At 53.3% G+C, this 20,231-nt stretch carries 22 protein-coding genes; 18 read left to right on the top strand and 4 right to left on the bottom strand.

Annotated elements, in window-relative coordinates; genetic code table 11:
- Positions 1 to 43: 43 nt before the first annotated feature.
- Together EL111_RS10310 and EL111_RS10810 are read right to left on the bottom strand one after the other, a co-directional pair.
- Positions 44 to 538, bottom strand: a complete 495-nt coding sequence (locus EL111_RS10310; RefSeq protein WP_123796252.1) for a hypothetical protein — start codon at positions 536 to 538, stop codon at positions 44 to 46.
- Positions 539 to 618: 80 nt separating this feature from the next.
- Positions 619 to 750, bottom strand: a complete 132-nt coding sequence (locus tag EL111_RS10810) for a hypothetical protein (protein WP_269471077.1) — start codon at positions 748 to 750, stop codon at positions 619 to 621.
- Between the two features lie 137 nt (positions 751 to 887).
- Between EL111_RS10810 and EL111_RS10305 the strand changes: the two genes are divergently transcribed.
- The 9 genes from EL111_RS10305 to EL111_RS10270 all read left to right on the top strand — a co-directional run bounded on the left by EL111_RS10305 (position 888) and on the right by EL111_RS10270 (position 9,413).
- Complete coding sequence (locus EL111_RS10305) at positions 888 to 1,952, top strand: NADH:flavin oxidoreductase/NADH oxidase (RefSeq protein WP_123796251.1); 1,065 nt, start codon at positions 888 to 890, stop codon at positions 1,950 to 1,952.
- 240 nt (positions 1,953 to 2,192) lie between these two features.
- A complete protein-coding gene (locus EL111_RS10300; RefSeq protein ID WP_123796250.1) occupies positions 2,193 to 2,852 on the top strand; it encodes an NAD(P)H-dependent oxidoreductase in 660 nt (219 codons plus the stop codon).
- A 177-nt stretch (positions 2,853 to 3,029) separates the two neighbouring features.
- Positions 3,030 to 3,179: a hypothetical protein gene (locus tag EL111_RS10610; protein WP_162843006.1), complete on the top strand. Its 150-nt coding sequence runs from the start codon at positions 3,030 to 3,032 to the stop codon at positions 3,177 to 3,179.
- 482 nt (positions 3,180 to 3,661) lie between these two features.
- The gene (locus EL111_RS10295) at positions 3,662 to 4,006 is read left to right on the top strand and encodes a CidA/LrgA family protein (RefSeq protein WP_123796249.1); all 345 of its coding nucleotides are present in this window, start codon (positions 3,662 to 3,664) and stop codon (positions 4,004 to 4,006) included.
- A complete protein-coding gene (locus EL111_RS10290; protein ID WP_123796248.1) occupies positions 4,006 to 4,701 on the top strand; it encodes an LrgB family protein in 696 nt (231 codons plus the stop codon). The genes EL111_RS10295 and EL111_RS10290 overlap by 1 nt, the downstream gene beginning before the upstream one ends.
- 85 nt (positions 4,702 to 4,786) lie before the next feature.
- Positions 4,787 to 6,007: a bifunctional glutamate N-acetyltransferase/amino-acid acetyltransferase ArgJ gene (gene argJ / locus EL111_RS10285; protein WP_123796247.1), complete on the top strand. Its 1,221-nt coding sequence runs from the start codon at positions 4,787 to 4,789 to the stop codon at positions 6,005 to 6,007.
- Between the two features lie 114 nt (positions 6,008 to 6,121).
- Positions 6,122 to 7,510, top strand: a complete 1,389-nt coding sequence (locus EL111_RS10280; protein WP_123796246.1) for a chloride channel protein — start codon at positions 6,122 to 6,124, stop codon at positions 7,508 to 7,510.
- Positions 7,511 to 7,701: 191 nt separating this feature from the next.
- Positions 7,702 to 8,523: a 2,3,4,5-tetrahydropyridine-2,6-dicarboxylate N-succinyltransferase gene (dapD, locus tag EL111_RS10275; protein ID WP_123796245.1), complete on the top strand. Its 822-nt coding sequence runs from the start codon at positions 7,702 to 7,704 to the stop codon at positions 8,521 to 8,523.
- Positions 8,524 to 8,729: 206 nt separating this feature from the next.
- Positions 8,730 to 9,413: a 2,3-diphosphoglycerate-dependent phosphoglycerate mutase gene (locus tag EL111_RS10270; RefSeq protein WP_123796271.1), complete on the top strand. Its 684-nt coding sequence runs from the start codon at positions 8,730 to 8,732 to the stop codon at positions 9,411 to 9,413.
- 537 nt (positions 9,414 to 9,950) lie between these two features.
- On the opposite strand, the gene mgtE is transcribed toward EL111_RS10270, so the two are convergent.
- Positions 9,951 to 11,414: a magnesium transporter gene (mgtE, locus tag EL111_RS10265; RefSeq protein ID WP_126325861.1), complete on the bottom strand. Its 1,464-nt coding sequence runs from the start codon at positions 11,412 to 11,414 to the stop codon at positions 9,951 to 9,953.
- Positions 11,415 to 11,664: 250 nt separating this feature from the next.
- Between mgtE and pdxA the strand changes: the two genes are divergently transcribed.
- Together pdxA and EL111_RS10255 are read left to right on the top strand one after the other, a co-directional pair.
- Positions 11,665 to 12,675 carry a 4-hydroxythreonine-4-phosphate dehydrogenase PdxA gene (gene pdxA / locus EL111_RS10260; RefSeq protein WP_123796415.1) on the top strand — a complete coding sequence of 337 codons (1,011 nt, stop codon included), beginning with the start codon at positions 11,665 to 11,667 and terminating at the stop codon, positions 12,673 to 12,675.
- Between the two features lie 80 nt (positions 12,676 to 12,755).
- Positions 12,756 to 13,733 (top strand): S49 family peptidase, encoded by a 978-nt coding sequence (locus EL111_RS10255; protein WP_123796414.1) that lies wholly within the window; start codon positions 12,756 to 12,758, stop codon positions 13,731 to 13,733.
- A 250-nt stretch (positions 13,734 to 13,983) separates the two neighbouring features.
- Here EL111_RS10255 and EL111_RS10250 read toward each other — a convergent pair whose 3' ends face one another.
- Entirely contained in the window at positions 13,984 to 14,580 is a 597-nt protein-coding gene (locus EL111_RS10250; protein WP_123796413.1) for a UbiX family flavin prenyltransferase, read from the bottom strand.
- A gap of 221 nt (positions 14,581 to 14,801) precedes the next feature.
- Between EL111_RS10250 and EL111_RS10245 the strand changes: the two genes are divergently transcribed.
- The 7 genes from EL111_RS10245 (at position 14,802) to atpA (ending at position 20,210) form a co-directional block, all read left to right on the top strand.
- Entirely contained in the window at positions 14,802 to 15,662 is an 861-nt protein-coding gene (locus EL111_RS10245) for a ParB/RepB/Spo0J family partition protein (RefSeq protein WP_123796412.1), read from the top strand.
- 370 nt (positions 15,663 to 16,032) lie between these two features.
- Positions 16,033 to 16,386, top strand: coding sequence for an ATP synthase subunit I (locus EL111_RS10240; protein WP_123796411.1), 354 nt, complete (start codon positions 16,033 to 16,035; stop codon positions 16,384 to 16,386).
- Positions 16,376 to 17,242: a F0F1 ATP synthase subunit A gene (gene atpB / locus EL111_RS10235; RefSeq protein WP_123796410.1), complete on the top strand. Its 867-nt coding sequence runs from the start codon at positions 16,376 to 16,378 to the stop codon at positions 17,240 to 17,242. The genes EL111_RS10240 and atpB overlap by 11 nt, the downstream gene beginning before the upstream one ends.
- A 94-nt stretch (positions 17,243 to 17,336) precedes the next feature.
- On the top strand, positions 17,337 to 17,570 hold the full coding sequence (atpE, locus tag EL111_RS10230) for a F0F1 ATP synthase subunit C (RefSeq protein ID WP_004284425.1): 234 nt from the start codon (positions 17,337 to 17,339) through the stop codon (positions 17,568 to 17,570).
- A gap of 74 nt (positions 17,571 to 17,644) precedes the next feature.
- The gene (locus tag EL111_RS10225) at positions 17,645 to 18,115 is read left to right on the top strand and encodes a F0F1 ATP synthase subunit B (RefSeq protein WP_123796409.1); all 471 of its coding nucleotides are present in this window, start codon (positions 17,645 to 17,647) and stop codon (positions 18,113 to 18,115) included.
- 3 nt (positions 18,116 to 18,118) lie between these two features.
- On the top strand, positions 18,119 to 18,652 hold the full coding sequence (locus EL111_RS10220) for a F0F1 ATP synthase subunit delta (protein WP_123796408.1): 534 nt from the start codon (positions 18,119 to 18,121) through the stop codon (positions 18,650 to 18,652).
- A 10-nt stretch (positions 18,653 to 18,662) separates the two neighbouring features.
- On the top strand, positions 18,663 to 20,210 hold the full coding sequence (atpA, locus tag EL111_RS10215; RefSeq protein ID WP_123796407.1) for a F0F1 ATP synthase subunit alpha: 1,548 nt from the start codon (positions 18,663 to 18,665) through the stop codon (positions 20,208 to 20,210).
- Positions 20,211 to 20,231 lie beyond the last annotated feature (21 nt).

The raw sequence follows: 20,231 nt of genomic DNA, 5'->3' as shown, positions 1-20,231 counted from the left end.
AAAGCCTGCACATCGGATAGATTTGGCGGCAGGCGCGGCGGTTTCAGCGTTTGGGTTTGTGAAACGTGATGGTCTGCTCAGGCGCGCGCGTCAACTGCTTGGGCAGCAGCAGCGCGGCAAGCATACCGATGGCGGCGGTATAGTAAAACACAGCCGTCTGTGCATGGCCGCCCAGTGCCGCTTCGCCCAGTACGCCCAGCAGAACGGCGGCGAGAAAGGAAGCCGCACACGCAGCCGCCCCGCAGAGAAACAAAATATAGCGGAAACGGCGGCGCATCATCTTATTGCGTGCCAGTTTGCCCAAACCGCCGCCCAGCAGCAGGGCAAACAGCGCGAGAACCGTGATGACAAACCATACCGTACCGTCAGTCCAATTTGCAGACGGCGTGATTCCTTCCGTCGTCCGCTCCAGCCACAGGCCGGATTGCTTTCGCAACCAAACGGTTACGGTTTCAAACAGCAGCATGGCCAGCGGCAGGGCAAACAGAGCTGCCGCCAGCGTAAAAGCACGGTAAGGGTGTTGTTCGTTAACATTCATGGCATAAAAGGCCGTCTGCAAAACAGGGACAAAACGCCGTTTGCGGCAGCATATCCGCGCGGTGCAAAGCGTACCGCCGTTCAGATTTTACACGCGCCGCCGATGCAGTTGTCGTCTTCGTTTTCCGCGTCCACGCCGCCTTCCACCGCCACGCCATCGAAGTCTTCCAGCAGCGTGTCCAAATTATCCAAATCAAAATCCTGTTCGCTCATCACAGCATTCCTATTCTAAGGGGAAAACGACATTATGAGGGCGGCAGAGCGGAAAGCCAAGCCTTTCTGCGATAGCGTTTTTTAACACGCACCTCGGCTATAATAAAACGATAACCTGATAATGAAAAGGAAAAAGCATGGCAAAATTACGCTTCCTGAACACTCCCTGCACCATTAAAAACCTCGAACTGAAAAACCGCGTGGTGATGCCACCGATGTGTCAGTATCAGGCACAGGACGGTATGCCGAACGACTGGCATTTTGTGCATTACACCGCTCGTGCCGTCGGCGGCGCAGGTTTGATTATCGTAGAAATGACCAATGTCGCGCCCAATGGCAGAATTACACCGAAATGCTTGGGTTTGTGGAATGACGAACAGCGTGACGCATTGAAAAAAATCGTCGATTCCGTGCACCGGTACGGCAGCAAAATTGCCGTTCAAATCGGTCATGCCGGCCGCAAAGGTTTGGGACACGACCATGTGGTTGCCCCCTCGCCGATTGCTTATGAAAACGGCGAAGAAGCCGGAGCATGGCAGTTTCAAACGCCGAAAGACATCAGCACCGAAGAAGTCAGAGCCTTGGTGCAGGCGTTTCAAAATGCCGTCAAGCGTGCGGTAGAAGCCGGTTTCGATGCGGTCGAAATCCACGGCGCACACGGCTATCTGATTCATCAGTTTCACGCACCGCGCACCAACAAGCGTACCGACGAATACGGACAGGACAAAATGCTGTTCGGCGAGCAGGTCATCAAAGCGGCCAAAGCCGTGATGCCGTCTGCAATGCCGCTGATTGTACGGATTTCCGCCCAAGAATATGCCGAAGGCGGCTATGACTTGGATTACGGCTTGGAAATAGCCAAACGCTATGCGGCGGCGGGTGCGGACGTGATGCACGTCAGCGGCGGCGGCGACGGCAAACTGCACCCCGACCACACGCCGGTATTCAGTGCAGGCTACCAAGTACCGTTTGCGCGCGCGGTGAAGCAGGCAACAGGTCTGCCGACCATCGCCGTCGGTATGCTGGACGATGCGGCGGTGGCGGATTTCGTGCTGGCAAACGGCGATGCCGATTTGGTTGCCGTCGGACGCGGTATGCTGCGCGATCCGCATTGGCTGCTGAATGCACAATACAACCGTTATGCCGCGGATGCCGCACCGGTGCAGTTTGTACCGGCAAGCTACGAACGCGCTTATCTGTAACACAGCCTGTAACACAGCAAGGATACGGCAACATTTGACAGAACGGTAACGCCGTATCCGCCCAACATCGGCACAGTCATACTTGCGTGCCGGTATGCTTTTCCGTATAAACAGAATATTACCGCTTGCATGGCAGAGAAAAGCAAGCCTACCGAATTGCAGACGGCCTTGGTGAAGCGTGGCGGGGCGTGTACCGCCATCGGCCAACCCGTTGCCGAACCACATTTGAAAGGATAAACCATGAGCGTATCCAAACAAGACGTTTTAGACGCATTCCACTTCCGCACCGCCTGCCGCCACTACGACGGCAGCCGCAAAATCAGCCGCGAAGACATCGACTACATTCTGGAATTGGGCAGACTGTCGCCCAGCTCGGTCGGATCGGAGCCGTGGAAATTCATCGTGATTCAAGACCAAGCCTTGCGCGCAGCCATCAAGCCCATCGGTTGGGGCGTTGCCGCCCAGTTGGACGATTGCAGCCATCTGGTGGTGATACTGGCGAAGAAAAACGCCCGTTACGACAGCGAATTTATGCGCGATGTGCTGGTGCGGCGCGGTTTGTCGGGCGACAAGCTGGAAGCGGGGCTGGCGGTGTACAAGAAATTCCAAGTCAACGACATGAAGCAGGCGGAAAACGAACAAACCCTGTTTGACTGGGCGGCGAAGCAGACCTACATTGCATTGGGCAACATGATGACCGGCGCGGCACTCATCGGCATCGACTCCTGCCCGATTGAAGGTTTTGAATACGAAGCCGTCAACCGCCTGCTGGCAGAAGCCGGTATTTTCGACCCGGCAGAATGGGGCGTAGCAACCATGGTGACTTTCGGCTACCGCGCCAAAGACATCAGCCGCAAAGCCCGCAAACCGGTGGAAGAAGTTGTGCAGTGGGTTGAATAAGCCGTTATATTTGCGCTCAAAATATGGTTGGTGAAAGAAGATAGAGTGCGTAGAGACAATACTTATGCGAATGTTGCCGAAGGTGTTGCCTGTACCGTTATGGTAGGACTGCATAGCAATATTTCTATCTTTTTGGAATCATAAAATCCACATCTTCAATGATACCGAAGGGCGGCAATGGCGTGGATAGTGCTTGCAGTTGCAATGTTTTTTATTTTGCCGTATTTAATTGCATTCTTAATTTTTGCATTCGGTGCAGTTGTCGCTTTGCTTGTTGCTGTTTATGGCTTTATCATCGGTGTTTTAGGGCTTGATATAGTCATTTAAAATAAGAATGATACAGCGTTGCTTTGCCTTGCCGTACTATGTGTACTGTCTGCGGCTTCGCTGCCTTGTCTCATTCTTATTTTATTCGACTATAAATCATCAAAGCCGGCTGCCGACCGGTAATCCGTTATTTCACCATTTTGAAAAAAGTCTGCTACGGATAGCCGGCGGCAGTTTTCTCATTGCTGCTGTGATGGGTATTCTGACGGCATGGCGGCTTCAAGCGCGCCGCCACTTTCTTGACGAACGCGCCCAAGCTAAAGCAGCCAAAGCTGCCGGCGTTTCCAATACCCCGTTTTAATTTGTCTGCTTGTTTGAAAAAGCCGTCTGCAAATCCCGAATATTCGGAACAGCAGACGGCTTTTTCCCATTTCGCCTTTTCAGACGGCCTTTGGCGCGTTATGATTGCCTAAACGGAACGCTCAAACCGCATTCCGTCAGGAGAAGGCCGTCTGCAAACGGCTGCAAAAGGAACACACATCATGAATATATTGCGCGCGCTGCTGATTATCCTCGGCTGTCTCGCCATCGGTGAGGCGGCGGTGCTGCTGACCGGTTTGAAACTGCCCGGCAGTATTCTCGGCATGGGCGTATTGTTTGCCGCTTTGCAGGCAGGCTGGGTAAAACTCGAATGGATACGCCAGCTTGCAGACGCGCTGATGGCAAACCTTACCCTGTTTCTCGTGCCGCCCTGCGTGGCCATCATCAGCTATCTCGATCTGATTGCCCGCGATTGGTTTTCGATTCTCACCGCCACCGCATTAAGCACCGTCTGCGTGCTGCTGGTAACCGGCAAAGTACACGAATGGGTAAGGGGGTTGAAATAATGGCAGAGCTTATGCAAATGCCCAGCGTTTTGCTGTTTCTCACGCTGGCGGTGTACGGCTTGGCGCAGATTATCCGCAGCCGCACAGGGCATATCCTGTGCAATCCCGTACTCATCAGCACCGTGGTTCTGATTGCCTATCTCAAGCTGTTCGGCATTGCCTACGAAACCTACCACGAAGCCGCGCAGTTTATCGACTTCTGGCTGAAACCCGCCGTTGTCGTGCTGGCGGTACCGCTGTATCAAAACTGGCAGAAAATCCGTAGCCAATGGATGCCGATTTTAGTATCGCAGCTTGCAGGCAGTGTAACCGGCATCATCACCGGTATGTATTTTGCCAAATGGCTGGGTGCGGAGCGCGAAGTCGTCCTTTCTCTTGCCTCCAAATCCGTAACCAACCCGATAGCCATCGAAATCACCGAATCCATCGGCGGTCTGCCCCCGATTACTGCTGCCACCGTGATTATTGCCGGCTTGGTCGGTCAGCTTGCGGGCTACAAAATGCTGAAATCGGGTACGGTTACCATGCCTTCGTCCATCGGAATGTCGCTGGGTACGGCATCTCATGCAATGGGCATCGCCGTTTCCTTCGAGCGCAGCCGCCGCATGGCAGCCTATGCCAGCTTGGGGCTGGTGTTCAACGGCATCCTGACAGCCGTATTAATGCCGCTGCTGCTGCCTATTTTAAACATCTGACCCCGTTTTTGCAGACGGCCTTACCGCAAAAGCCGTCTGCAAAACCGCACCCTACACCATACAAACCTACAAAAGGAGTTGCAACATGGCAGTCAACCTAACCGCCAAAACCGCCGAAGAGCTGCTGCACATCGACGGCGTACAAGTATATGTCGGGCAGGCAGGCATCAAAAAGCCGAATCACGACGACCTCACTCTGATGGTATTAAACGGCAAAAACACCGTCGGTGCAGTCTTCACGCAAAACCGCTTTTGTGCCGCCCCCGTCCATATCTCCAAATCGCACCTGTTTGACGAAGACGGCGTACGCGCATTAGTCGTCAACACCGGCAACGCCAACGCCGGAACAGGCGCGCAGGGGCGTGCCGATGCAGTAGAAGTCTGCGCCGCTGCCGCCAAACAAGTCGGCTGCCGAACCACGCAGGTCTTGCCGTTTTCCACCGGCGTGATTTTAGAACCGCTGCCCGCCGGCAAAATCATCGCTGCCCTGCCGGAAGTACGTCTTGCCGACTGGAGCGAAGCCGCCCGCGCCATCATGACCACCGACACCATACCCAAAGCCGCCAGCCGCCAAGGAAAAATCGGCGAACACCATACCGTACGCGCCACAGGCATTGCCAAAGGCAGCGGCATGATACACCCCAACATGGCGACCATGCTCGGCTTCATCGTTTGCGATGCCAACGTATCCCAGCCCGTATTGCAACTGATGACCCAAGAAATCGCTGATTCCACCTTCAACGCCATCACCGTTGACGGCGATACCAGCACCAACGACAGCTTCGTCATCATCGCCACCGGCAAATGCGGCCAAAGCGAAATCGACAACATCGCCGATCCGCGCTATGCCCAACTTAAAGCCCTGCTCGGCAGCCTCGCGCTGGAGCTGGCGCAAGCCATCGTCCGCGACGGCGAAGGCGCGACCAAATTCATCACCATCAACGTATCAGGCGCAAAAAGCCGCGAAGAAGCCCGCCAAACCGCCTATGCCGTTGCCCGCTCGCCGCTGGTGAAAACCGCATTTTTCGCCTCCGATCCCAATCTCGGCAGGCTGCTGGCCGCCATCGGCTATGCCGGCATTGCAGACCTCGATACCGACAAGCTGAAAATGTGGCTCGATGAAGTTTTGGTTGCCGAACTCGGCGGCCGCGCCGCAGGCTATACCGAAGAACAGGGGCAGGCTGTCATGAACCAAGACGAAATCACCGTACGCATCGACTTGGCGCGCGGCAACGCCGAAGCCACCGTCTATACCTGCGATTTCTCGCACGAATACGTTTCGATAAACGCCGACTACCGCAGTTGAGCCGCGCCCCGAACCGCAAAAAGCCGTCTGTAAAAATGCAGACGGCTTTTTTAAATTTTCATTAAATCGGAATATAATAACGGCATTATTTTTCATATATCTTCAAGATTGCTTATGGCCTCGAGATCTTTTGCTACCCGTATCGCACACAAGATTAAGCAGACGCAGCGGCTGTCGCGCAAAACAGTGGCTTTTTTGTTTCTGCTGGCCGGCTCTGCGCTGGTGGCTTTGGTGGCGCTGCTGTTTGCACACATGGCGGATTACGCGTTGATGCTGAACGCCAAATGGGTGCAGAAGTTTCCGTGGTTCGCTTGGGTGGCTCTGCCGCTGGGGCTGCCGCTGATTGTGTGGCTGACGCGGAAATACGCGCCTTATACTTCGGGCAGCGGTATTCCGCAGGTGCTGGCTTCGCTGTCGCTGCCTTACGGGGCGCAGAAAACCCGTTTGATTTCGCTGGGGCAAACCTTGCTGAAAATTCCGCTGACGTTTCTCGGTATGCTCGCCGGTGCGTCGATCGGCAGGGAAGGGCCGTCTGTTCAAGTCGGTGCGGCGGTGATGACCGCTTGGGGCGCATGGTGCAAGAAACACAATCTCGCGTTTAAAGGTATGCAGGAAAACGATTTGATGGCGGCAGGCGCGGCAGGCGGTTTGGCGGCGGCGTTTAATGCGCCGCTGGCGGGCGTGGTGTTTGCCATCGAGGAGCTGGGGCGCGGCGTGATGTTGCGCTGGGAGCGGCAGATTTTGTTGGGCGTATTGGCGGCCGGTTTTATCCAAGTGGCGATTCAGGGCAACAACCCGCATTTTTCGGGCTTCCACGGGCAGGCATTGGAGCATATGCTGATGTGGGTGCTGGTGGCGGGTTTGGTTTGCGGAATCAGCGGCGGCTTGTTTGCGCGTATGCTGTATAAGGGCGCGGCGGCTTATGCGCCCGAGCGTTGGCGCGGCTGGATGCGCCGTCATCCGATTATGCTGGCGGCGGTTATCGGGGTGATTCTGGCGGCTTTGGGTACGCTTTATCAGGGGCAGACGTTCGGTACGGGCTATGATGAGGCTTCGGGTGCGCTGCGGCGTATGTATGATGCGCCGGACGGTGTGGCGGTGGCGAAATGGTTTGCGACGATATTGTCGTATTGGGCGGGTATTCCGGGCGGTATTTTTACGCCTGCGCTGACCATCGGTGCGATGCTGGGCGAGCATATTGCTTCGTTGGCGAAATTGGAAGTGGGCGTGAATGTTTTGGTGCTGGTTTGTATGGCGGCGTTTTTGGCAGCGGCTACTCAATCGCCGATTACCGCCAGCGTGGTGATGATGGAAATGACGGGCGGTCAGAATCTGTTGTTTTGGATGTTGGTGGCTTCGATTTTTGCTTCTCAAGTGTCGCGCCAGTTTTCGCCGCGTCCGTTTTACCATGCGGCCGGTATGCGTTTCCGCCAGCGCGTGCAGGAGGAGTATTCCGCCGAGCGTAAGGCCGAACACGGCGAGGCTGTCGCCAAACAGGGCTGATGGCTGTTGCGCGGTGAAACGGCGGTTTTGCAGACGGCCTTTCCATTGGCTTTGTGCGCTGCGGGCTTTATTTGCGTTTGCTATACTGCAAATAGCTGACGGCGGCGGCGTTACATGGCACAATACGCGGTATTTGCTGCTTATGCCGTCTGCAAAACGGCGATTTGATTGTTTTCATAAGGAAATCCGTAATGTCTTTGCAACAAATCATCGAAACTGCGTTTGAAAACCGCGCCGAAATTACCCCGACCAGCGTTACCCCCGAAGTGAAAGAAGCCGTGTTGGAAACCCTGCGCCGCTTGGATTCGGGCGAACTGCGCGTGGCCGAGCGTTTGGGCGTGGGCGAATGGAAAGTAAACGAGTGGGCGAAAAAAGCCGTATTGCTGTCGTTCCGCATTCAGGACAACGAAGTTTTGGACGATGGTGTCAACAAATATTTCGACAAAGTGCCGACCAAATTCGCCGATTGGTCTGAAGCCGAATTTCAAGCCGCCGGTTTCCGCGCCGTACCCGGTGCGGTGGCGCGCCGCGGCAGTTTTGTCGGCAAAAACGTGGTGCTGATGCCTTCTTATGTAAACATCGGCGCGTATGTGGACGAAGGCGCGATGGTGGATACTTGGGCGACTGTCGGCTCTTGCGCGCAAATCGGTAAAAACGTGCATTTGAGCGGCGGCGTGGGCATCGGCGGCGTATTGGAACCGCTGCAGGCCAGCCCGACCATTATTGAAGACAACTGCTTCATCGGTGCGCGTTCGGAAATCGTGGAAGGCGTAATCGTGGAAGAAGGCAGCGTGATTTCGATGGGCGTGTTCATCGGCCAATCCACCAAAATCCTCGACCGCGAAACCGGCGAAATCTACCAAGGCCGCGTACCGGCCGGCTCGGTGGTGGTGTCAGGTTCCATGCCTTCCAAAGACGGCAGCCACAGCCTGTACTGTGCTGTGATTGTGAAAAAAGTGGACGCGCAAACCCGCGCCAAAACCAGCGTAAACGAATTGTTGCGCGGCATTTAATCGGGTTGGAGCTGCCCGGGCGGTATGAGCGCGGGCAGTAAAACACGTCAAGGCCGTCTGCAAAACGGAGTGAATGAAAAAGGCCGTTTTGCAGACGGCCTTTTTTGCCGGATTAAATTTCCGCGGAAATACTGCCCAAGCAACCGCTAAAATATGTTATAAATGTAGTCGAATGTTTGAACCGTTTACATTGGATTGGAGACGTTATGGAGTTGGTATTTATCCGCCACGGACAAAGCGAATGGAATGCGAAAAACCTGTTTACAGGCTGGCGCGATGTGAAATTGAGCGAACAAGGTTTGGCGGAGGCCGCCGCCGCAGGCAAAAAGCTGAAAGAAAAAGGTTATGAGTTCGACATCGCCTTTACTTCCGTTTTGACCCGCGCCATCAAAACCTGCAACATCGTGTTGGAAGAATCCGACCAATTGTTTGTACCCCAAATCAAAACATGGCGTTTGAACGAACGCCACTACGGCCAGCTGCAAGGTTTGGATAAAAAACAAACTGCGGAAAAATACGGCGACGAGCAAGTGCATATCTGGCGCCGCAGCTACGACACCCTGCCGCCGCTGCTCGATAAAGACGATGAGTTTTCCGCCCACAACGACCGCCGCTATGCCCATCTGCCGAGCGATGTCGTGCCGGACGGCGAAAACCTGAAAGTCACGCTGGAGCGCGTACTGCCTTTCTGGGAAGACCAAATCGCCCCGGCCATTTTGAGCGGCAAACGCGTTTTGGTGGCGGCGCACGGCAACTCGCTGCGTGCTTTGGCCAAACACATCGAGGGCATCTCCGATGAAGACATCATGGGCTTGGAAATTCCGACCGGCCAGCCGCTGGTGTATAAATTGGATGAGAATCTGAAAGTATTGGAAAAATTCTATCTGTAATGATAAATTTTTGAATTGATTGATATAGTCATTTAAAATAAGAATGATACAGCGTTGCTTTGCCTTGCCGTACTATGTGTACTGTCTGCGGCTTCGCTGCCTTGTCTCATTCTTATTTTATTCGACTATAAAAGGCCGTCTGCAAATTTATTTTCATTTTGCAGACGGCCTTTTTCATGCCTGCGACAGGCAGTGAAAGGATTGCCGGTTTCCGCTGTCTGTTATACCCGGGTGCCGCGCGGCGGTATCCTGTATCGGCAGTTGCAGCCGACGTGGGCGGAAACGGCGAATGGCCCCGCTAAGACAGAGGGTTTCATCGTGTCGGAAAGGACGGTAAAGAACGGTAAGGCCGTCTGAAACTGTTTTGGCTGCGGCAGCCGAATCGTCGTGCGGCGGGCCGCATGCTATGTGCTTTGAATTGGTTGAAAAGGCCGTCTGTAAAATGAATATGCAGACGGTCTTTTCAGTGTTGGCGGCGGACAATGCGTCGCGCGGGTTGGGTTGCCAATCCAATCCTTCAGACGGCCTGACGCGCGTTTACAGCAGAAACACCGTTGCCAATCCCAAGAAAATCAAAAATCCGCCGGAGTCGGTAACGGCGGTAATCAATACCGAGCTGCCGAGTGCGGGGTCGCGGCCGTTTTTTTCCAGCAGGGTAGGAATCATGACACCCATCACGGCGGCGAGCAGCAGGTTGAGCGTCATGGCGGCGACCATGACGAGGCCGATGCCGAAACTGCCATAAAGCAGCCAAGCCACCAATCCCATCACGCTGCCCCAAATCACGCCGTTGGCCAGTGCTACGCCGACTTCTTTTTTCAGCAGCCGCCATGCCTGCGCGTCGGTAATCTGGCCGGAAGCCATGGCGCGCACAATCATGGTGATGGTCTGGTTGCCCGAGTTGCCGCCGATGCCGGCGACAATCGGCATCAGGGCGGCGAGTGCGACGATTTTTTCGATGCTGCCTTCAAACGCGCCGATGACGCGGCTGGCGAGAAAAGCGGTGCAGAGGTTGATGGCGAGCCACATCCAGCGGTTTTTTACCGAGTCCCAAATCGGTGCGAACAGGTCTTCTTCTTCCTGCAAACCGGCCATGTTCAACATGTCGGCTTCGGATTCTTCCCGAATCACGTCTACGATTTCGTCGATGGTGATGCGGCCGATGAGTTTTTTGTTGCCGTCAATGACGGGTGCGGTAACCAAGTCGTAACGCTCAAATGCCTGTGCCGCCTCTTCCGCATCGTCTTCGGGGCGGAAGCGTACCACTTCGGTGGACATCACGTTTTCCACCAATTCTTCCGGATCGGCAACTAATAATTTGCGAATCGGCAAAACACCCTGCAATACGTCGTTTTCATCGACTACGAAAATTTTGTCGGTATGGTCGGGCAGGCTGTCGAAGCGGCGCAGATAGCGCAGTACCACTTCGCAGGCGACATCGGCACGGATGCTGACCAATTCGAAGTCCATAATCGCGCCGACTTGGTGGTCTTCGTAAGACATCGCCGCCTGAACTTGCGCGCGCTCTTCTTCGTCGCGTGTTTGCAGTGCTTCGTAAACGACTTGGTGCGGCAGGTCGTCGGCCAGCTCCGCCAGTTCGTCCGCATCCAAATCGTCGACGGCGGCCAAAAGCTCGTCTTTGTCCATCGACTCGATGAGCGATTCGCGCACCGAATCGGATACTTCCAGCAACACTTCGCCGTCGTCTTCCGGTGCGACCAGCAGCCATACGATATTGCGTTCGCGCGGGGGCAGCGACTCCAACACTGCCGCAACGTCGGCGGGGTGCAGCTCGGCCAGGAGCGAGGAGAGTTCGGTAAATTTGACGCGGAGGGTTTCGTCTTCGATGGGTGTTCCCGCTTCGATTTGCGGGAATGCCGGTTCGAGGATTTCGCAGAGGGCGTGGATACGGTCGAAATCGGCGGCGATGCGTTCTACGTCGCTTTCGTTTTCCGCTGCGGCCGCGGGGGCATCAACCTGTTTTTCTGGTTCGAGGCTCATAAATGCTCCGCCCGCCTGATGCGGTAGGGCATTGCGGCGGGGTTAGTGAGTTTGGGTAGAAAAGGTGTTTCGGACGGTTATCGAACTGGGAAGGTCCATGGTAATAAGCCTGGAAAGGCCGAGGGGTAACAGACAAACAATATTTTACACTTTTTCAGACGGCCTTTCTATGCTTTGACACGGAAAAGATGGACGCGGCGGGTGCTTTGTTTTAATCTGAACAGGTTGATAACGGATAAGGACTGCCGACATGGGTTTTCCTGTTTTTGCGGTAACTTCCGGCGAGCCTGCGGGCATCGGGCCGGATATTTGTTTGGATTTGGCGTTTGCCGGACTGCCGTGCCGCACGGTGGTGCTGGGGGACAAGGAATTGTTGGGCGAGCGTGCGCGGCAGTTGGGCAAGAAGATAAAACTGTTGGATTTCGACCCGGAAAGGCCGTCTGCATATTCGGCGGCTGCGGGGGAATTGGAAGTGCTGCATATTCCGTTGCGCGCGCCTTGCGAAGCGGGGCAGCTGAACCCTGCCAATGCGGCTTATGTGTTGGAGTTGCTGGACACGGCGTATCGCGGTATTGCAGACGGCATTTTTGAAGCAATGATTACGGCACCGCTGCATAAAGGAGTCATCAACGATGGCTTGCCGGAGGACGGTTTTTTCAGCGGACACACCGAATATCTGGCGGAAAAGAGCGGTACAGAACAAGTGGTGATGATGCTGGCGGGCGGCGGTTTGCGCGTGGCCTTGGTGACGACGCACCTGCCTTTGAAAGACGTTGCCGCGGCGGTGAACCGGCCGTTGGTGGAGTCGGTTGTACGGATTTTGTATGCGGATTTACGGGATAAATTCGGTATCGCAAAGCCGGTTATTTTGATGGCGGGTTTGAATCCTCATGCCGGAGAGGGCGGACATTTGGGGCATGAAGAGATAGACGTGCTGATGCCCGCTCTGGCCGGTCTGAGGGAAGAGGGGATAGATGTACGCGGCCCGTATCCTGCCGATACGCTGTTTCAGCCGTTTATGCTGAAAGACGCGGACGCGGTGTTGGCGATGTATCACGATCAAGGCTTGCCGGTATTGAAATATGCTTCGTTCGGCAAGGGTGTGAATGTGACGCTGGGACTGCCATTTGTGCGGACTTCGGTCGATCACGGCACAGCATTGGATTTGGCGGCAACGGGCAGGGCGGATTCGGGCAGCTTGAAAGTGGCGGTGGAGACGGCGTTGGCGATGACGGCAAACCGCAGCCATACGGGTGCTTGAGGTATCTGCCGTGTGGCGGTTTGTTATACAATATGTTTGTTTAATGGTTTGAATTTTACATTTACAAGAAAGTTTTGCTGATGTCATACAAAATCCGCAGCGAAAATGAAAGCCAACCGGCAGGTACCGACAGTCCGCAATGGGAGCGGGATACCTTGCGCGAGGTGCTGCTTGAAGTTTATAAAGACCGCCGCCGCGCACGCTTTTGGCGTAATCTTTGGCGCGTGGTCGGCTTTTTGGCGTTTCTGGCGTTTTTGATCGGCGTAAACAGCGGCAGTAAAGGCAGTTTGCAGACGGCAGGCGCGCATACGGCGGTGATCGAGTTGAGCGGCACCATCGGCGGCGGCTATGACGACCAAGTGAAAATGTTGCGCGACAGCATGAAGGCGGCGTATGAAAGCGGCAATGCCAAGGCGATTATTATCCGTGCCAACAGCCCGGGAGGTTCGCCGGTGGTATCCAATACTGCGTTCAACGAAATCCGCTTGCTGAAAGCGAAGTATCCGAAAGTGCCGGTGTATGTGGTGGCGGAAGATATGTGTGCTTCGGGCTGCTATTATATTGCGGCGGCGGCAGACAAGATTTACGCCGACCCTTCCAGTATCATCGGCAGTATCGGCGTGATTGGTGGCAGTTTCGATGTAACGGAGCTGATGGAGAAAGTCGGGGTGAAACGCCGTCTGAAAACTGCCGGCAGCAATAAAGGCATGGGCGATCCGTTTACGCCGGAAACGCCGGAGCAGACCCGTATTTGGGAAACCATGCTCGGAGATATTCACGGCGAGTTTATCAAAGCGGTGAAAACCGGCAGGGGTGAGCGCTTGAAAGACAAGGAAAATCCTGATGTGTTCAGCGGCAGAATCTATACGGGTTTGGAAGCGAAAGAGATTGGTTTGATTGATGATTTCGGCAATATTTACAGCGTATCGCGCGATGTGGTCAAAGCGCCGGAGTTGGTGGATTATACGCCGAAAGATGAGCTGGGCAGGCTGTTGAGCCGCCGTTTGGGTGCGGAAATCAAGTCTGTATTGGAATCGGTTGCCGCCCGCATTTGGTAAGATTGCGGAGAAAGGCCGTCTGCAAAACGGGCAGTACGCATGATTGTGCGGTACGGCCTGTTTTACAGACGGCCTTTTGTTTGGGTTTTCGGCGTTTGTACGGCAGAAAATGTTGTTAAGTATGATGAGCCTTCTCCCTCAAGCGGCTGCAGGGTGCTTGGATTGCCGTTTGGGAGTAGGGCGGCTTGGCTGCATTCGGCCGGCTAATGTTGTCAGGCATGGCGGAGCAGGTCGGCGTTGCTTGGTGGTGTCAGCCGATTTCGGTGCTGGTTTCCGTTTTGCCGTGCAGCCCCCAGTGCGGCAGGTGCGGAATGTCGATGTCAAACAGCTCCAAAGCACGGCCGACGCTGTGGGTAACAATTTCTTCTACACTTTGCGGCTTGTGGTAAAACGCGGGAACGGGCGGAAAAATGATGCCGCCCATTTCGGTAACGCGGCGCATATTGTCGAGATGTGCCAAATTCAGCGGGGTTTCGCGCACCATCAATACCAAACGGCGGCGTTCTTTCAGTACGACATCGGCGGCGCGGGTCAGCAGATTGTCGCCGTAGCCGTTGGCAATCGCCGCCAGAGAACGCATGGAGCAGGGCGCGACCAACATACCCATGGTTTTAAACGAACCGCTGGCCACCGCCGCGCCCAAGTTGCCGACGGAATGGACGACATCGGCCAAAGTGCAGACGGCCTCTTTGCTGTACGGCGTTTCCAAGGCGCGGGTCATTTCCGCACCTTTGGAAACCACCAAATGCGTTTCAATACCGCCGATACGGTGCAGCAGGCGCAAGGCTTCGTAACCGTATTGGAAACCGCTGGCGCCGCTGATGCCGATGATGATGCGTTTTGTCATGAAATATCCCGTAAATGCCGTCTGCAAAATGCCCATTATAGTAGATGAACGGCAAATTGGTGCGAACTTCTCCGCAAACGTTCTTCTGCACAGCCTGCGGGTACGGAGCGGACGATAATGAATTGCCAACACGCACGCGGCAATATCCGATAAAATATACGGTTAATGATTACGCCGTCTGAAACGCAGCGTCAACGAAATGAAAAGATAAGGAAAACAATATGGCAAAAGCAAGAGGCGGTTTGGGCCGCGGTTTGGACTCTCTGATTTCCAACGGCGTGGACAACAGCAGCAGCGATCGGCTGACAACAGTAGCCATTGCGGACATTCAACCCGGCCGCTATCAGGCGCGGGTGCAGATGGACGATGCCGCATTGCAGGAGCTGGCGGATTCGATTAGGGCGCAAGGCGTTATCCAGCCGGTTATCGTTCGGGAACACGGCTTGTCGCAATACGAGCTGATTGCCGGAGAACGTCGCTGGCGCGCGTCCCAGTTGGCCGGATTGACCGAGATTCCCGTGGTGGTCAAAACCATCAGTGATGAAACCGCGTTGGCGATGGGCCTGATTGAAAACCTCCAGCGTGAAAACCTGAATCCGATCGAAGAAGCGCAAGGGTTAAAGCGTTTGGCAGACGAATTCGGATTGACGCATGAAACCATTGCAAAGGCCGTCGGTAAAAGCCGCAGTGCGATTTCCAACAGCCTGCGCCTGCTGAGCCTGCCCGAGCCTGTGCAGGAAATGCTGTACCAGCGCCATCTGGAAATGGGACACGCGCGCGCATTGCTGACCCTGCCGGTGGTGGAGCAGCTCGAATTGGCGCAAAAAGCAGTCAAAAACGGCTGGTCCGTGCGGGAAGTGGAACGCAGAAGTCAGTTGGCCCAGTTGGCAAAACAGCCGGAAGAAAAGAAAACCGTCAGCCCCGATATTCGTCGTTTGAATGATGTGCTGACCGAAAAACTGGGTGTGAATGCCGAAGTCAAAACCACTAATCAGAAAAAAGGCAAAATCGTACTGCATTTTGATACGCCGGAGACTTTCGATTACCTGCTCAAGCAGTTGGGCATCGATTATCAAGCGTGAGATGTTGGAATTTTGCGACTAAATGATGCTTTTCCCGCAATATCGGTACACAATGCCGTCTGCAAATTCAGACGGCATTGTGGTTAAAAGTTGATGTAAATCAATCAGATTGTTTTATACAATGAAAAACCGCGCCGCGAAAACAGAAAAAAGCCATGATTTTTATACAGATAATACTGTAACAAAATGTAGTTTGTGTTAAAATCCGCGTAAAAAGCAAAACGGCGGAAAGATTGTTTTCAAAGCCGTAAAGAAATACCCGTATAATCAAAGTAATGCTTCACACAGGTTAACATTTCGGCTTGACGTTCGGCAGCTTCTTTATTATAGTTGCCACGCCCGATAATGGCGGCCGGTTTTCTTATCAGTTATGACGCGGATTTTAATTTCCCAAGCCGGTGTTCTGTTCGCCATTTCCATTTTGAGTGCCTTGTTTGCCGGAGGGCGGGGCTTTTGGTCTGCTCTGGCAGGCGGCTTAACCTATCTTATTCCTACCCTTATAGCAGTTTTACTTTTAAAACTTTTCAAAAACAATCCGTACCTGCGAAGCAGAATGATGGTCGTCGGAGAAGTTTTAAAAATAACGCTGTCGCTGGTGTTGATGCTGGCCGTGTTTGCGGTTTGGCATGATTCACTGGCATTCCTACCGTTTTTCTGCGGATTATTAGGGGTCAGCCATCTGGTTTTTTTAGTATTGTTGAGAGTTAAAGATTATGGCAGGTGAATCAATGACCGCTGCCGACTACATCAAGCACCACTTGCAGAGCTTGACCAGTTTGTCGGACGTTACTCAAGGCCAAGGCCTGAAAAATATTGCTGACTTCTCGTTCATCAACCTCGATGCAATTTTCTTTGCTGTGGTGCTGGGTGTGTTGGGCAGCTTTTTGTTGTGGCGTGGTGCCAAAGCCGCTACCTCGGGTGTTCCGGGTCGTTTTCAGGCTGCTGTGGAAATCCTCTATGAATTTGTGGACGATATGTGTAAGAGTATCGTGCATAACGAGCAGTCGCGCAAAGCGGTTGCACCGCTGGGTCTGACGCTGTTTGTGTGGATTTTCCTGATGAACGCGATGGACTTGCTGCCGGTAGATTTGCTGCCGTGGATTTGGCAACAGATGACAGGCAACCATCATGCCTTGTTGCGTGTTGTTCCGACTGCGGATTTGAACACGACTCTGGCATTGGCAATCGGCGTTCTGATTATCTGTATTTACTACAACATCAAAATCAAAGGTTTCGGCGGCTGGATGCATGAAATGTTCAGCGCCCCGTTTGGTGGCAAGTTGGCACCGGCCAACTTTCTGTTGAACTTGGTGGAGTTTCTGTCTAAAACCGTATCGCACGGTATGCGGTTGTTCGGCAATATGTATGCCGGCGAACTGGTGTTCTTGCTGATTGCTCTGTTGGGCGGTGCTTGGGCAGCTTCGGGCAGTGTGGGTGTGATGGATCCGATTTTGTTCGTATTCCACATCCTTGCAGGTTTGGCTTGGGCAATTTTCCATATCTTGGTTATTACCCTGCAGGCCTTCATCTTCATGGCATTGGCGTTTGTCTATATCGGTCAGGCGCATGACGCGCACTAGTTTTTGATCTATAGTGCATACCTTTCTTTTCAAGTAGTTTGAGTAGTTCTTTTTAATGTAGTTTTTAACCTTTGTTTCTTTAAGGAGTTTTAAAATGGGTTTGATTGCTATCGCTTGTGGTCTGATTGTAGCCTTGGGTGCTTTGGGTGCTTCTATCGGTATCGCCATGGTTGGTTCTAAATATTTGGAATCTTCTGCACGTCAGCCTGAACTGATTGGCCCGCTGCAAACCAAACTGTTCCTGATTGCCGGTCTGATTGATGCCGCATTCTTGATTGGTGTGGCTATTGCTCTGCTGTTCGCCTTTGTTAACCCGTTTGCAGGCTAATCCGAACAGACAACTGTTTCGATACAGACGCGTATGCGTTTGTTTGATTAACCCTAATACGAAGGTTAAGTAAAGTGAATATCAATGCGACCTTATTTGCGCAGATCATCGTCTTTTTCGGTCTGGTTTGGTTTACCATGAAATTTGTGTGGCCGCCGATTGCAAAAGCGTTGGACGAGCGCGCCGCAAAAGTCGCCGAAGGCTTGGCTGCCGCCGAGCGCGGTAAAAGCGACTTTGAGCAGGCAGAGAAGAAAGTTGCAGAACTCTTGGCCGAAGGGCGTAGTCAGGTAGCCGAAATGGTTGCCAACGCCGAAAAGCGTGCTGCTAAAATTGTTGAGGAGGCCAAAGAACAGGCTTCTAACGAAGCAGCTCGTATTACAGCGCAGGCAAAAGCCGATGTTGATCAGGAAATCAACCGGGCGCGTGAAGTTTTACGCGAGCAGGTTGCCTCGTTGGCGGTAAAAGGTGCTGAAGCAATTTTGCGTAGCGAAGTGGATGCGTCCAAACATGCAGCGCTGCTCAGCAACCTGAAACAGGAGCTGTAAAATATGGCAGAGTTCGCAACGATTGCCAGACCTTATGCGAAAGCATTATTCGGTGTGGCACAGGAAAAAAACCAAATCAAGTCTTGGTTGGGCGGACTGAAAGAGCTGGCAGCAGTAATGCAAGACCCTAAAGTGCGTGCGCTGGTTGAGCAGCCTGAAACCGATGCTTCCGAAAAAGCGAAGGCATTGGCTGCTTTGGTCGGCTTGGAACAGGGCGAGTTGACAAATTTTGTCACCGTTTTGGCCGAGCAGAAGCGTTTGTCTGTTTTGCCGGAAATTTATGTGCAATATCAAGACTTGGCCTTGGCACTCAATAATACCAAATCCGCTGTAATTTATAGTGCATACGCATTGACTCCCCAGCAGTTGGAGGAAGTAACTGCAACACTTAAAGAGCGTTTCGACAGTGATTTGGCAGTAACCACGCAAGTTGATCCTGAATTGATAGGAGGCTTGAAAGTGGAAGTGGGTGATCAGGTTTGGGATTTGTCTGTACAGGCAAAATTGAATGCCCTGTACACGACTATGACGAATTAGGAGAGTTTTCATGCAGCTTAATCCTGCTGAAATTAGCGATTTGATTAAAGCCAAAATCGAAAATCTGTCTGTCAATGCAGAGGTGCGTACACAAGGTACGGTTATCTCCGTAACAGACGGCATTGTGCGTATTCATGGCTTGTCAGACGCAATGCAAGGTGAGATGCTCGAATTCCCCGGTAACACTTTCGGCTTGGCGATGAACTTGGAGCGAGACTCCGTTGGTGCCGTGGTGTTGGGCGAATACGAACACATCAAGGAAGGTGATACGGTTACCTGTACCGGCCGTATCTTGGAAGTGCCGGTCGGCCGTGAATTGGTTGGCCGCGTAGTAGATGCCTTGGGTCGTCCGATTGACGGAAAAGGCCCGATTAATGCCGGCAAAACCGCTCCGATTGAAAAAATTGCTCCGGGTGTGATTGCCCGTAAATCGGTTGACCAACCGATGCAGACCGGTATCAAGGCAATCGACTCTATGGTTCCTGTCGGCCGTGGTCAGCGTGAGCTGATTATTGGTGACCGTCAAACCGGTAAGACAGCAGTGGCGTTGGACGCTATTGTCAACCAAAAAGGTACTGGCGTAATTTGTATTTATGTTGCAGTCGGCCAAAAAGCCTCTTCTATTGCCAATGTAGTACGCAAATTGGAAGAGTATGGCGCAATGGAGCATACTATCGTTGTTGCCGCAACGGCTTCGGAAGCTGCTGCGCTGCAATATATCGCTCCTTATGCCGGTTGTACCATGGGTGAGTTTTTCCGCGACCGCGGTGAAGATGCATTGATTGTTTACGACGACTTGTCCAAACAAGCCGTAGCTTACCGTCAGATTTCTTTGCTGCTGCGCCGTCCGCCGGGTCGTGAAGCCTACCCGGGCGATGTGTTCTATCTGCACTCCCGTTTGCTGGAACGTGCAGCACGCATCAATGAAGACGAAGTAGAAAAACTGACCAACGGTGAAGTAAAAGGTAAAACCGGTTCACTGACCGCGTTGCCGATTATTGAAACTCAGGCAGGTGACGTTTCTGCGTTTGTACCGACCAACGTAATCTCGATTACAGACGGCCAGATTTTCTTGGAAACCGACTTGTTTAACGCCGGTATCCGCCCTGCAATCAATGCGGGTATTTCCGTATCGCGCGTAGGTGGTGCGGCACAAACCAAAGTCATCAAAAAACTGGGTGGCGGTATCCGTTTGGCCTTGGCACAATATCGCGAATTGGCTGCCTTCTCGCAATTTGCTTCCGACTTGGACGAAGCAACACGCAAGCAGTTGCAGCATGGTGAAGTGGTTACCGAATTGATGAAGCAAAAACAATTCAGTACCTTGAATACTGCTGAAATGGCATTGACTCTGTGGGCGATCAACAACGGTTCTTATGAAGATGTTCCGGTTTCCAAAGCATTGGCTTTTGAGGCGGAATTCTTGAGCTATGTCCGCACTCAGCAGCCCGCTGTTTTGGAAGCAATCAATGCTTCAGGAGCGATGTCTGATGAAAGCGAGAAAGCATTAGCCGAAGCCATGAAGTCTTTCAAATCTTCTTATGCTTACCAAGCATAAGCTTTGAAATGAAAGGAGTCT

The organism is Neisseria animalis (genome assembly GCF_900636515.1).
Taxonomy (GTDB): Bacteria; Pseudomonadota; Gammaproteobacteria; order Burkholderiales; family Neisseriaceae; genus Neisseria; species Neisseria animalis.
Note: the sequence above shows the minus strand (reverse complement) of the source record. Positions and strands in the feature narration are given on the sequence as shown.

Coding starts and splice junctions, on each gene's coding strand:
- EL111_RS10310 (WP_123796252.1), bottom strand. CDS start 538: ATGAATGTTAACGAACAACACCCTTACCGTGCTTTTACGCTGGCGGCA.
- EL111_RS10810 (WP_269471077.1), bottom strand. CDS start 750: ATGAGCGAACAGGATTTTGATTTGGATAATTTGGACACGCTGCTGGAA.
- EL111_RS10305 (WP_123796251.1), top strand. CDS start 888: ATGGCAAAATTACGCTTCCTGAACACTCCCTGCACCATTAAAAACCTC.
- EL111_RS10300 (WP_123796250.1), top strand. CDS start 2,193: ATGAGCGTATCCAAACAAGACGTTTTAGACGCATTCCACTTCCGCACC.
- EL111_RS10610 (WP_162843006.1), top strand. CDS start 3,030: ATGGCGTGGATAGTGCTTGCAGTTGCAATGTTTTTTATTTTGCCGTAT.
- EL111_RS10295 (WP_123796249.1), top strand. CDS start 3,662: ATGAATATATTGCGCGCGCTGCTGATTATCCTCGGCTGTCTCGCCATC.
- EL111_RS10290 (WP_123796248.1), top strand. CDS start 4,006: ATGGCAGAGCTTATGCAAATGCCCAGCGTTTTGCTGTTTCTCACGCTG.
- argJ (WP_123796247.1), top strand. CDS start 4,787: ATGGCAGTCAACCTAACCGCCAAAACCGCCGAAGAGCTGCTGCACATC.
- EL111_RS10280 (WP_123796246.1), top strand. CDS start 6,122: ATGGCCTCGAGATCTTTTGCTACCCGTATCGCACACAAGATTAAGCAG.
- dapD (WP_123796245.1), top strand. CDS start 7,702: ATGTCTTTGCAACAAATCATCGAAACTGCGTTTGAAAACCGCGCCGAA.
- EL111_RS10270 (WP_123796271.1), top strand. CDS start 8,730: ATGGAGTTGGTATTTATCCGCCACGGACAAAGCGAATGGAATGCGAAA.
- mgtE (WP_126325861.1), bottom strand. CDS start 11,414: ATGAGCCTCGAACCAGAAAAACAGGTTGATGCCCCCGCGGCCGCAGCG.
- pdxA (WP_123796415.1), top strand. CDS start 11,665: ATGGGTTTTCCTGTTTTTGCGGTAACTTCCGGCGAGCCTGCGGGCATC.
- EL111_RS10255 (WP_123796414.1), top strand. CDS start 12,756: ATGTCATACAAAATCCGCAGCGAAAATGAAAGCCAACCGGCAGGTACC.
- EL111_RS10250 (WP_123796413.1), bottom strand. CDS start 14,580: ATGACAAAACGCATCATCATCGGCATCAGCGGCGCCAGCGGTTTCCAA.
- EL111_RS10245 (WP_123796412.1), top strand. CDS start 14,802: ATGGCAAAAGCAAGAGGCGGTTTGGGCCGCGGTTTGGACTCTCTGATT.
- EL111_RS10240 (WP_123796411.1), top strand. CDS start 16,033: ATGACGCGGATTTTAATTTCCCAAGCCGGTGTTCTGTTCGCCATTTCC.
- atpB (WP_123796410.1), top strand. CDS start 16,376: ATGGCAGGTGAATCAATGACCGCTGCCGACTACATCAAGCACCACTTG.
- atpE (WP_004284425.1), top strand. CDS start 17,337: ATGGGTTTGATTGCTATCGCTTGTGGTCTGATTGTAGCCTTGGGTGCT.
- EL111_RS10220 (WP_123796408.1), top strand. CDS start 18,119: ATGGCAGAGTTCGCAACGATTGCCAGACCTTATGCGAAAGCATTATTC.
- atpA (WP_123796407.1), top strand. CDS start 18,663: ATGCAGCTTAATCCTGCTGAAATTAGCGATTTGATTAAAGCCAAAATC.